Origin of the sequence: Herbaspirillum lusitanum (assembly GCF_026127345.1) — a bacterium.
Taxonomy (GTDB): Bacteria; Pseudomonadota; Gammaproteobacteria; order Burkholderiales; family Burkholderiaceae_D; genus Herbaspirillum; species Herbaspirillum lusitanum.
In genome coordinates, this window is the sequence record NZ_QXFG01000008.1 from 683,808 (window position 1) to 695,483 (window position 11,676).

The window sequence follows — 11,676 nt, forward strand, 5'->3', positions numbered from 1 at the left end:
CAATCATGGGCGGCCTGAATCTGAATTTGAGTCTGAATTTGAGTCTGATCCCGGTTTTCATGATCGGCCTGCTCGGCAGCGTCCATTGCATCGGCATGTGCGGCGGCATTGTCGGCGCGTTCTCGATGGCGCCTGCGTCGGTCCGGGCGAAACCGTTTCCGGTGGCCGTCAGCGTCATGAACAGCAAAGCGAACGGCGCGCTCCTGTTGCGTACGCTCTCTTACAATCTCGGCCGCATCGGCAGCTATGCCGTTGCCGGCGCACTGGCGGGCGGTCTTGCCGGCGGCGCCCGGCTGCTGGCAGGCATGCAAGCCTGGCAAGCCGGCATCCATGTATTGGCGCAACTGATGCTGGTCGCGCTGGGCCTGTATCTGATGGACGCCTGGCGCGGCCTCGCCAGGACGGAAACAGTTGGCAACATCCTGTGGCAACGCCTGCGGCCGCTGACCGGCTTGCTGCTGCCCCTCGATAGCCCATTCAAGCTGGTGCTGGCCGGCGGGCTGTGGGGCTGGCTGCCGTGCGGCATGGTCTACAGCGTGCTGCTGACCGCGCTGCTGAGCGGCTCGGCAGCGTCCGGCGCCGCCGTGATGCTGGCGTTCGGCCTCGGCACCTTGCCGGTGTTGCTGACGGCCGGGATGTTCGGCGCGCAATTGCGCAGCGTGCTGCAACGGCGCGGCGTGCGCGTGGCGTGCGGGATGGTGGTTCTGCTGTTTGGCGTCTTCGGCCTGCTGCGAGCGCATCACGGCCTCACGCCTGACTGGCTGGCGGCCTTGTGCATGACGCCGCCGCATGTTGCCGGATCCGCGACGGGGCAGCCATGATTGCCGTCGGGCGCGGCGTGACCGACGCAGCCTGTTTCCATTGCGGCTTGCCGGTGGCTTCGGACACTGCATGGCGCGTGACGATCGACGGTGCCGAGCGCGCCATGTGCTGCCCCGGCTGTGAGGCGGTGGCGCGCAGCATCGTGGATAACGGCTTCTCCGACTATTACGCCTCGCGCAGCGGTTTTGCAGCCACGGTCCAGGAGCGGGATTTGATGCCGCCTGAACTGCTGCTGTACGACCATGAGCCCGTGGCTGCTGCCGGCGATGCCTCTTCCGCAGTGGATGCGCATATCGCCGCAGCGATCTATACGGTGGCCAATATTCGTTGCGCTTCCTGCATTTGCCTCATTGAGTTGCGCCTCGCGCGCGTGCCGGGCGTGCTGAGCGCCGAAGTCAACGCCGTGACCGAACGCCTGCACGTGCGCTGGCGCGCCGATGCGTGCAAGCCCAGCGACATCCTTGCCGCCATGCGGGCCATCGGATATCCGTCCTATCCCTACGATCCGGTGCGGCACGGCGAGCAGCTCGAACGCGCGCGCAAGACGCTGTTCCGGCAACTCTTCATCGCCGGCTTGTCGATGATGCAGGTGATGATGTACGCCGTGCCCGCGTACCTGGCAGGCGAGGGCGGCATGGATGACGACATGGCAAGTCTGATGCGTTGGGCTGCCTTGCTGATGACCCTGCCGGCGCTGGTGTATTCGGCGCAACCGTTCTTCCTCGGCGCCTGGCGCGACATTCGCAACCGCACGCCGGGCATGGATGTGCCGGTGGCGCTGGGCATCGCCGCCGCGTTTGCGGGCAGTGCGCTGGCGACGTGGCGCGGTGAGAGCGGGAGTGGGAGTGGGGGCGAAGTGTACTTCGACTCGGTGACAATGTTCATCTTCCTGTTGCTGTGCAGCCGTTACCTGGAACTGACGGCGCGGCGCAAGGCCGCCTCGGCGCTGGACCGGCTGCAACAGTCGTTGCCGTCCTCGGCGCTGCGCGTACTGGCCTATCCGCAGCCCGATGCAGAACTGGTGGCGGCCACGCGGCTGCGCGCCGGCGACGTGATTCTGGTGCGGCCTGGCGAGGCGCTGGCGGCAGACTGCATCGTGCTCGCAGGGGCATCCTCGGTCGATGTGTCCCTGCTGACCGGCGAAAGCCGTCCGGTGCACAAGAAGGCTGGCGACGCCATTCCCGGCGGCGCGATCAATATCGCGCAAGCGCTGACTGCCAAAGTCGTGCGCACCGCTGGCGACAGCGCGCTGTCGGTGCTGGTCGGCCTGGTCAACCGGGCCGGACAAGCCAAACCGAAACTGGCGCTGTGGGCCGATCGCGTGGCGGCGTGGTTCGTGGCGGTGCTGTTGCTGTTCGCAGTCGTGGTGTTTTGCGTCTGGTACGTGATCGACCCGGCGCGCGCGTGGCCGGTGGCAATTGCGGTGCTGGTGGTTTCCTGTCCGTGTGCCTTGTCGCTGGCGACGCCGACAGCATTGGCGGCAGCCACCGATCGGCTGCTGCGGCAAGGCATCCTGGCGGTACAGCCGCATGTGCTGGAGACTTTGCATCGCGCCACCCACATCGTGTTCGACAAGACCGGCACGCTGACCGTCGGCAAGCCTGCACTGCAAGACATTCTGCCGCTGGGCGCCTTGTCCGCGGCTGACTGTCTGCGCATTGCCGTCGCCATGGAACGCGCCAGCGCGCATCCGCTGGCGCAGACTATCCTGCAGGCGGCAGCGGACAGGCAACTGCACGATATTCCGGAGGCAGGGACGTTGCGCCATGCCACCGGACAAGGCCTGGAAGCGACCGTTGACGGCGTGCTGTGCCGGCTCGGCAATTTCGCGTTTGTGCATGCATTGATTCCGACTGCATCGAGCATGCCGGCGGCCGATGCCGACGAGCATGCCGAGTCCAGTTATGTGTTCCTGGCGTCGAGCAACGGTTGGCTGGCGCGCTTTGATATTACCGACGCGCTCCGGCCGGAAGCGCAGGCGGTGGTCGCGCATTTCCAGCGGCAAGGAAAAAGCCTGGTGCTGCTCAGCGGCGATCGCCATGAGGTGGCGCAACGCGTGGCCGACCGGCTCGGCATCCAGACCGCGCTCGGCGATTGTCTGCCTGAAAGCAAGCTGTCATTCGTGCGGCGGCTGCAGCAGGGCGGCGCCATCGTCGCGATGGTGGGCGACGGCGTCAACGACGCCGCCGTGCTGCGTGTCGCCGACGTCTCGTTCGCGATGGGCAACGGCGCCGCGCTGGCGCAGACCAGCGCCGATTGCGTGCTGCTGTCGGGACGACTGTCGGCGCTGTGCGAAGCCGATCGCGTCGCCGCAAAGACGCTGGCGGTGATTCGCCAGAACCTGGCCTGGGCCACGCTCTATAACGTGGTGGCGATTCCGGCCGCGGCGCTGGGCTGGATCAATCCGTGGCTATCGGGCGTGGGCATGTCGCTGAGTTCGGTGGTGGTGGTGCTCAACGCGCTGCGCCTGCGCCGGGCCGGAAAGGAGAGTTGAGCATGGAAGCACTCTACCTGCTGGTGCCGCTCAGCATCGCCGTCGTGTTCGCGGCGATCTGGCTGTTCTTCCGCATGTCCGACGATGGTCAGTTCGATGACCTGGTAAGTCCGGGTTGGCGGATCCTGCAGGATGACGATCGCGCGCCGGCCGATGAAAGTTCGATCGGCGCCAAGGCTTCCATCGACTGATCTCCTGTATTTTGATGCACATCAAGGACAGTTGCGCTCCGTAAAACTACTCTCCCATTGTCAAGGTCGTGCGCGTACAGCAAGCACGAAAAAATTCCGGGAGAGGGTGTGGACAGAGAACTCAATTACAACTACAGGATCGTGAAGCAATTCACGATCGCCACCGTGGTGTGGGGCGTCATCGGCATGCTGGCCGGCGTCTTCATTGCAGCGCAGCTGGCCTGGCCGGCGCTCAACTTCGACATTCCATGGCTGACCTACGGTCGCCTGCGGCCGCTGCACACCAATGCGGTGATCTTCGCGTTCGGCATCTGCGGCTTGTTCGCGACCTCGTATTACGTCGTGCAGCGCACCTGCCAGGTCCGGCTATTCTCGGACAAGCTGGCCGCGTTCACGTTCTGGGGCTGGCAACTGGTGCTGGTCTCGGCTGCGATCACCTTGCCGATGGGCTTCACGCGCGGCAAGGAGTACGCCGAGCTGGAATGGCCCATCGCCTTGCTGATCACCGTGGTCTGGGTGACGTATGCGGTGGTGTTCTTCGGCACGCTGATCAAGCGCAAGGTCAGGCACATCTACGTCGCCAACTGGTTCTTCGGCGCCTACATCATCGCGGTGGCGCTGCTGCACGTCGTCAACGGCGCGGCCATGCCGGTGTCGCTGTGGAAGTCCTACTCGGCCTATGCCGGCGTGCAGGACGCCATGATCCAGTGGTGGTACGGTCATAACGCGGTCGGCTTCATCCTGACCGCCGGCTACCTCGGCATGGTCTATTACTTCATCCCCAAGCAGGCCGAGCGTCCGGTGTATTCGTACCGGCTGTCGATCGTGCACTTCTGGGCGCTGATCTTCACCTACATGTGGGCCGGTCCGCACCACTTGCATTACACCGCGCTGCCGGACTGGACCCAGTCGATCGGCATGGTGTTCTCGCTGATCCTGCTGGCGCCGTCGTGGGGCGGGATGATCAACGGCATCATGACGCTGTCGGGCGCGTGGCACAAACTGCGTTCCGACCCGCTGCTGAAGTTCATGATCGTGTCGCTGTCGTTCTACGGCATGGCGACCTTCGAAGGTCCGATGATGTCGATCAAGACCGTCAACGCCTTGTCGCACTACACCGACTGGGGCATTGCCCACGTCCATTCGGGCGCGCTGGGCTGGGTCGGTTTCATCACCATGGGTTCGATCTATTACCTGATCCCGCGCATGTCCGGCAAGCGCGAGATGTGGAGCGTGCGCCTGGTCGACCTGCATTTCTGGGTGGCCACCATTGGCGTGGTGCTGTACATCGCCTCGATGTGGATTGCCGGCGTGATGCAGGGCCTGATGTGGCGCGCGGTGAATGCCGACGGCACGCTGACCTACACCTTCGCGGAAGGCGTCAAGGCGACCTATCCCTACTACGTGATCCGTTTCACCGGCGGCCTGCTGTACCTGACCGGCATGGTGATGATGGCTTACAACACCTACAGGACCATGCGGGACGGGCAGCCGGTCGAGGCGCGCATCCCTGTATTGACGAATCACGTATCAACCCACGCATGAGCAGGAGCATCGAATGAAATTTTCCCATGAATGGATTGAGAAGAATCCCTGGCTCCTGATCGCGCTAGTGGTGCTGGTGGTCAGCGTCGGCGGGCTGGTGGAGATCGTTCCGCTGTTCTTCCAGCGTTCGACCACCGAACCGATCGCGGGTCTGAAACCATACTCGCCGCTGCGCCTGGCCGGCCGCGACGTCTACATCCGCGAAGGCTGCTACAACTGCCATTCGCAGATGATCCGGCCGTTCCGGGCCGAGACCGAGCGCTACGGCCATTACTCGGTGGCGGGCGAATTCGTCTACGACCATCCGTTCCAGTGGGGCTCCAAGCGCACCGGTCCGGACCTGGCGCGCGTGGGCGCACGCTACAGCGACGAATGGCATCGCATCCACCTGAACAATCCGCGCGACGTGGTGCCCGAATCCAACATGCCCGGCTACCCGTGGCTGGCGAAAACCAGGCTCGATCCGAACAGCATCGCGCCCAAGATGCGTGCGCTGCATCGCCTGGGCGTGCCGTACACCGACGAAGAGATCAAGGCGGCGCCGGCCGAACTGGCAGACAAGACCGAGGAAGACGCGCTGGTCGCGTACCTGCAGGGCCTCGGTACGCAAATCAAGACAAGAAACTAGGGGAAACACATGGCTATCGACAATTTCACGATCCAGGCCAGCAGCGTGATGACGGTGATCAGTCTGAGCACCTTCATCGGCATCCTGTGGTGGTCGTTCAGCGCGCGCCGCCGCGACGATTTCGCCGAGGCGGAACGGATCCCGTTCGCGGATGAACATCTCGACGATCCCTCCGATCTGTTGAAGGATACCGCGGAGAGCCGCCATGTCTGATTTCACGAGCGAGTTCTGGAACCTCTACATCGCCGGTCTCACCATCATCAGCATCATCGGCTGCGGCGTGCTGCTGTGGTCGCAGTCCAAGGTCAAGGTGGAAAAGAAGCCTGGCCAGGATCCGTCCACCGTTGGCACCACGGGCCACGTCTGGGACGTCGACCTGACCGAGCTCAACACGCCCATGCCGCGCTGGTGGATGTGGCTGTTCTACCTGACCATCGTGTTCGCGCTGGCCTACCTGTTCCTGTATCCGGGGCTGGGCAGCTATGCCGGCAAGCTCGGCTGGAAATCCAGCGAAGCCTATCAGCGCGAATTGAGCAAGGCCGACGCCGACTACGGTCCATTGTTTGAAAAATACCTGCAGCAGGACATCCGGACGGTTGCCGCCGATCCGCAGGCGCACGTGATCGGCGAACGCCTGTTCCTGACCTATTGCGCGCAATGCCACGGCTCCGACGCGCGCGGCAGCAAGGGCTTTCCCAACCTGACCGACAAGGACTGGCTGTACGGCGGCGATCCGGAAGTGATCAGGACGACCATCCTGCACGGCCGCAACGGCCAGATGCCGTCGATGGCGGCGGCGCTCGGTTCGGACAAGGACGTCGAGAACGTCGCGCACTATGTATTGAGTCTGTCGGATTCGACGCATGATCCGATCAAGGCGGTGTTCGGCAAGTCCAAGTTTGCAGTCTGCGCCGGCTGCCACGGCGCCGGCGGCACCGGCAACCAGGCGCTGGGCGCCCCCAACCTGAGCGACAAGGTCTGGCTGTACGGCGGCGGCGTAGAAACCGTCATGGAAACCATTCGCAAGGGTCGCAACAACACCATGCCGGCGTTCCAGGCGTTCCTCGGCGAAGCCAAGGTGCAGGTGCTGGCGGCCTACGTCTGGAGCCTGTCGAACGCGCCGTCCAACGCCGACCAGAAGTAAGGACGCACGATCATGGATACGCCGCCGGATATTGCCGTCGTCAACATGTACGCCGCCCGCGCGGATATCTATCCGCGCGAAATCAAGGGGCGTTACGCCAGCCTGCGCTGGGTCTGCCTGTGGCTGACCCAGCTGGTGTTCTACGGCTTGCCGTGGCTGCAATGGAACGGCCGCCAGGCAGTGCTGTTCGATCTCGGCGCGCGCAAGTTCTACATCTTTGGCATCGTGCTGTGGCCGCAGGACTTCATCTACCTGGCGGCGCTGCTGATCATCTGCGCCTACGCGCTGTTCCTGTTCACGGCGGTGGCGGGGCGGGTGTGGTGCGGCTTCTCCTGCCCGCAAACGGTCTACACGGAAATGTTCCTGTGGATAGAGCGCCGCATCGAAGGCACGCGCAGCGCGCGCATGCGTCTGGACCGTCAGCCGTGGGGCGTGCAGAAGCTCCTCAAGAAGAGCGCCAAGCACATCGTCTGGGGCGCATTGTCGCTGTGGACGGGGTTCAGTTTCGTCGGTTACTTCACGCCCATCCATGAGTTGATGGCGAGCGTCGCCGTCGTGTCGCCGGGGCCGTGGGAGGCCTTCTGGATCACGTTCTACAGCTTCGCCACCTATGGCAACGCCGGCTGGATGCGCGAGCAGGTGTGCAAATACATGTGCCCGTATGCGCGCTTCCAGAGCGCGATGATCGACAAGGACACGCTGATCATCACCTACGACCGCGCACGCGGCGAGCCGCGTGGCGCAAAGTCCAAAGCAGCGCAAAAGACCGGCGACTGCATCGATTGCTCGATGTGCGTACAGGTCTGTCCGACCGGCATCGACATCCGCGACGGTCTGCAATACGAATGCATCGGTTGCGCCGCCTGCATTGACGCCTGCAATGGCGTCATGGCCAAGGTCGCGTTGCCGCCGGGGCTGATCAGGTATTCCACAGAGCACGCCATCACCTCGCATTTGTCGTTGCATGAGATGCGTCGCCGCGTCCTGCGTCCGCGCGTGCTGGCTTATACAGCGCTGCTGGTGCTGATCGTGGCCGGATTCGGCACGGCATTGGCGCTGCGCACGCCGCTCAAGCTCGACATCATCCGCGATCGCGGCGTGATGGCGCGCGAAGTCGAGGACGGCATGATCGAGAACGTCTACCGGCTGCAGATCATGAACACCGGCGAGACCGCGCATCGCTTCCATATCGACGTGTCCGGTATCGACGGCATCAGGCTGGCGACCCCGGCGGAAGTCGAGATCGAAGGCGCCGCCATGCGCGCCGTCCCGGTCCGCGTGCGGGTCCCGCACGGCAAGGGCGAACACGGTTCCAACAAGGTGGCGTTCGCGTTGAGCGCCGTTGACGATCCGCAATTGCAGGTGCAGGAGAAGGCCATCTTCTTCGTGCCGCGCTGATGAGATCAACCAGCAATTCAGAAGGAAACGAACATGCAAGCAACGCCGACTTTACGTCCCTGGTACACCCATCGCTGGCCCTGGCTGCTGATGCTCGGCCCCGCGCTGGTGATCGTGGCCGGAACATTCACCATCTGGCTGGCGGTGACGCGCGAAGACGCCATGGTGGTGGGCGACTACTACAAGGAAGGCCGCGCCATCAACCAGGACCTGCGGCGCGACCGTGCCGCGACCTCGCTGGGCGTGGCGCTGCACCTCGGCTATGACGCCGCGTCGGGAAAATTGCTGGGCAACGTGCAGACCCATGCCGGGCCGCTGCAAGGCAAGCTGCAATTGCACCTGGCGCATCCGACCCGGCCTGAAAAAGATTTGCGTCTGCCGCTCGAGACCAACGCCCACGGCGATTTCAGCATCAGCTTGCCGATGCTGGAACTGGCGCGCTGGCAGGTGCTGCTGGAGAACGACGCGCGCGACTGGCGCGTGGCCGGCGTCTGGCATTGGCCGCAGCAACGCATGCTGGACCTGATTGCAGATCAGCCGGCGGCAAGTTGAGCCGCGGAATTCAAGAAGAGGAGATTGCCATGCAACGCATCGTGCCGAATATCCTGTGGGCCTCGTTCCTGGCGGCGATTGCGGCGGAGGGTTGCTTCTTCGCCTGGTTCGATCCGGACGAGCTGTTCCATTTCATCGGCCAGCGCGAGCGGCTGGCCGCGTATACGGCGGGATTCTTTTTCCTGTGGTTGTTCTGTGCGCTGTCAGGCGGGCTGGCCTTCCTGCTGAATCTGCCCGGACAGCGCGACTACCTGATCAGGCCATCGGACAAGTCTCGGTCCCGGCGGCAAGGGCCTTGATGCGGACCGGGTCTAGCAACTGGATCTCGCGCTTGTCGACGCCGAGCCAGCCGAGCTTGCGGAACTTCGACACCAATCGGCTGATGCTTTCGATCGTGAGGCCGAGGTAGTTGCCGATGTCTTCACGCGACATGCGCAACTGGAAGCTGGTCGATGAATAACCGCGCGCCGCATAGCGTGAGGAAAGGTTGATCAGGAAAGCTGCGAAGCGCTGTTCCGCCCGCATGTTGCCGAGCAGGAGCATGGCGTTTTGTTCGCGCGTGATTTCCTGGCTCATGATGCGATGGAAATGGCGCAGCAGCATCGGGATCACGCCGAATAATTCTTCCAGGCGCTGGAAGGGAATCTCGCACACCTCGCTGTCTTCCAGTGCGGCGACGTCGCAATGATGCTTGTCGGTGCTGATGGCGTCCATGCCCATCAGTTCGCCGGCCATCTGGAAGCCGGTGATCTGCTGTTCGCCGCCGGCATTGAGCTGGTAAGTCTTGAAATGCCCGAGCCGGATCGCATACAAATTCCTGAACGGGTCGTCCATGCGATACAGGCTCTCGCCGCGGGCCACCCGGCGGCGCCGTCCGATGATCTGGTCGAGCCGGTTCATGTCGGAATCATCCAGCCCCATCGGCAGGCACAACTGGTGCATGCTGCAATTGACGCAACTGGTTTTCATCGCGTGGAGGGGTGGCGGCAGGGGGCGCTGGATCTGTTGAAGCTGGCTCATGGCAGTGGACGTGTGGACGCCTGGTCGTTGTTTTGCTCAATATAGCCCAGGGCGACGTCCGGCAGACAACGTACGACGGGGTTTCTGGACACTACTTGATCTGGATCAAGGGCGGTGTTGTCAATCACCGGACATTGGCGCGCATTGGCCGGCGGTAATCCTGGGGCTTGCATCAATCCAATATTTTAATAATAATTGAATCATTGGATTGATCGGAGCCGTCATGGACAACAAAACTGCTATCACCGCACTTGCCGCGCTCGCCCAGGAGTCGCGCCTGGCCGCATTCCGCCTGCTGGTGCAAACAGGCCCGGAAGGCCTGGCCGCCAGCAAGATCGCCGAGCAACTGGCGGTGGCGCCGTCGGCATTGTCCTTCCACATGAAGGAGCTGTCGCACGCCGGCCTGGTCACTGCGCGCAGCGAAGGGCGCTTCGTCATCTATTCGGCGAATTTCGACAGGATGAACGGCCTGATTGGTTTTCTTACCGAAAACTGCTGCGGCGGCAATGTGTGTTCGCCGGTGCAGGAATGCTGCCCCGGTGCGGAAGCAAAGTAGACGGCGACGTTCGTTCACGCCTGATAAGAGATAAGGACAACATGCTTATTGCTTTCTCCATCTTCCTGCTGACGCTGGTTTTCGTTATCTGGCAGCCGCGTGGACTCGGCATCGGCTGGAGCGCCTGTGCGGGAGCTTTGGCGGCGTTGACATGCGGCGTAATTCAGCTATCCGATATTCCGGTGGTGTGGCACATCGTCTGGAACGCCACCGGCACCTTCATCGCTATCATCGTCATCAGCTTGCTCCTGGATAAAGCAGGCTTCTTCGAATGGGCCGCGTTGCACGTCGCGCGCTGGGGCGGCGGCAGCGGCCGTAAGCTGTTCGTTCTGTTGGTGCTGCTTGGCGCGGCTGTCTCCGCGCTGTTTGCCAACGACGGCGCGGCGCTCATTCTCACCCCGATTGTCGTCGCCATGTTGCTGGCGTTACGCTTTTCGCCGCAAGCCACGCTGGCGTTCGTGATGGCCGCCGGCTTCATCGCCGATACGGCAAGCCTGCCGCTGGTGGTGTCGAATCTGGTGAATATCGTCTCAGCCGACTTCTTCAAGATTGGCTTCGCGCACTACGCCGCGGTCATGGTTCCGGTCAATATCGTTTCAGTGATCGCGACGTTGCTGGTGCTCTACTGGTATTTTCGCCGCGACATCCCGATCGCCTACGATCTCGGACAACTGAAGAAACCTGCTGAAGCCATTCATGACCGAGCGACCTTCATGGCCGGCTGGTGGGTTCTCGGCCTGTTGCTGATCGGATTTTTCTGGCTCGAAGGCCAGGGCGTACCGATCAGCGCCATCGCCGCAGTCGGTGCGCTTATCCTGTTGGCCGTCGCGGCAAAAGGCCACCGCATTTCTACGCGGGAAGTGATCAAAGGCGCGCCGTGGCAGATCGTGTTCTTCTCGTTGGGGATGTATCTGGTGGTCTATGGGCTACGTAACGCAGGATTGACAGGTTATCTCACGGGACTGTTGAACGGATTTGCTCAACATGGTGTCTGGGGTGCGGCGATCGGGACAGGCTTCCTGACGGCGTTCTTGTCCTCGATCATGAACAACATGCCGACGGTGCTGGTTGGTGCATTGACGATTGACGCTGCGACAGCACAAGGTGTCGTCAAGGAGGCCATGATCTACGCCAATGTCATCGGCAGCGATCTGGGACCGAAGATTACGCCAATCGGTAGTCTGGCTACCTTGCTTTGGCTGCACGTACTCGATAAAAAGAGCATTCACATTTCCTGGGGATATTACTTCCGAGTGGGCGCGATGCTCACGATCCCGGTTCTGGCGGTGACGCTGGCTGCGCTGGCCGTGAGATTGAGCGCCTGAG

13 protein-coding genes are annotated in these 11,676 nt (G+C 62.8%); 12 read left to right on the forward strand and 1 reads right to left on the reverse strand.

Annotated elements, in window-relative coordinates; genetic code table 11:
- The first annotated feature begins 5 nt into the window (after positions 1-5).
- The 10 genes from DXT88_RS11580 (at position 6) to DXT88_RS11625 (ending at position 9,073) form a co-directional block, all read left to right on the forward strand.
- Positions 6-821, forward strand: a complete 816-nt coding sequence (locus tag DXT88_RS11580; RefSeq protein WP_265213534.1) for a sulfite exporter TauE/SafE family protein — start codon at positions 6-8, stop codon at positions 819-821.
- Positions 818-3,316 carry a heavy metal translocating P-type ATPase gene (locus DXT88_RS11585; RefSeq protein ID WP_265213537.1) on the forward strand — a complete coding sequence of 833 codons (2,499 nt, stop codon included), beginning with the start codon at positions 818-820 and terminating at the stop codon, positions 3,314-3,316. Before DXT88_RS11580 ends, DXT88_RS11585 begins: the two co-directional genes overlap by 4 nt.
- Positions 3,317-3,318: 2 nt before the next feature.
- Positions 3,319-3,507 carry a cbb3-type cytochrome oxidase assembly protein CcoS gene (gene ccoS, locus DXT88_RS11590; protein WP_016832496.1) on the forward strand — a complete coding sequence of 63 codons (189 nt, stop codon included), beginning with the start codon at positions 3,319-3,321 and terminating at the stop codon, positions 3,505-3,507.
- Between the two features lie 108 nt (positions 3,508-3,615).
- Entirely contained in the window at positions 3,616-5,052 is a 1,437-nt protein-coding gene (gene ccoN, locus DXT88_RS11595; RefSeq protein WP_016832495.1) for a cytochrome-c oxidase, cbb3-type subunit I, read from the forward strand.
- 13 nt (positions 5,053-5,065) lie between these two features.
- Entirely contained in the window at positions 5,066-5,680 is a 615-nt protein-coding gene (gene ccoO, locus DXT88_RS11600; protein WP_016832494.1) for a cytochrome-c oxidase, cbb3-type subunit II, read from the forward strand.
- Positions 5,681-5,689: 9 nt separating this feature from the next.
- Complete coding sequence (locus DXT88_RS11605; protein WP_016832493.1) at positions 5,690-5,893, forward strand: cbb3-type cytochrome oxidase subunit 3; 204 nt, start codon at positions 5,690-5,692, stop codon at positions 5,891-5,893.
- On the forward strand, positions 5,886-6,824 hold the full coding sequence (gene ccoP / locus DXT88_RS11610) for a cytochrome-c oxidase, cbb3-type subunit III (RefSeq protein ID WP_265213543.1): 939 nt from the start codon (positions 5,886-5,888) through the stop codon (positions 6,822-6,824). The genes DXT88_RS11605 and ccoP overlap by 8 nt, the downstream gene beginning before the upstream one ends.
- A gap of 12 nt (positions 6,825-6,836) precedes the next feature.
- Positions 6,837-8,222, forward strand: coding sequence for a cytochrome c oxidase accessory protein CcoG (ccoG, locus tag DXT88_RS11615; RefSeq protein WP_265213545.1), 1,386 nt, complete (start codon positions 6,837-6,839; stop codon positions 8,220-8,222).
- A 33-nt stretch (positions 8,223-8,255) separates the two neighbouring features.
- Positions 8,256-8,774 (forward strand): FixH family protein, encoded by a 519-nt coding sequence (locus tag DXT88_RS11620; RefSeq protein ID WP_265213547.1) that lies wholly within the window; start codon positions 8,256-8,258, stop codon positions 8,772-8,774.
- Between the two features lie 29 nt (positions 8,775-8,803).
- Entirely contained in the window at positions 8,804-9,073 is a 270-nt protein-coding gene (locus tag DXT88_RS11625) for a hypothetical protein (protein WP_029363041.1), read from the forward strand.
- Here the strand turns inward: DXT88_RS11625 and fnr are convergent.
- Positions 9,030-9,794: a fumarate/nitrate reduction transcriptional regulator Fnr gene (gene fnr, locus DXT88_RS11630; RefSeq protein ID WP_265213551.1), complete on the reverse strand. Its 765-nt coding sequence runs from the start codon at positions 9,792-9,794 to the stop codon at positions 9,030-9,032. The genes DXT88_RS11625 and fnr overlap by 44 nt on opposite strands.
- A 223-nt stretch (positions 9,795-10,017) precedes the next feature.
- On the opposite strand from fnr, the gene DXT88_RS11635 reads away from it, so the two are divergent.
- Both DXT88_RS11635 and DXT88_RS11640 read left to right on the forward strand, forming a co-directional pair.
- Entirely contained in the window at positions 10,018-10,350 is a 333-nt protein-coding gene (locus tag DXT88_RS11635; RefSeq protein WP_265213552.1) for an ArsR/SmtB family transcription factor, read from the forward strand.
- Between the two features lie 41 nt (positions 10,351-10,391).
- Positions 10,392-11,675 carry an arsenic transporter gene (locus DXT88_RS11640; RefSeq protein ID WP_265213553.1) on the forward strand — a complete coding sequence of 428 codons (1,284 nt, stop codon included), beginning with the start codon at positions 10,392-10,394 and terminating at the stop codon, positions 11,673-11,675.
- The last annotated feature ends 1 nt before the right edge of the window (position 11,676 follow it).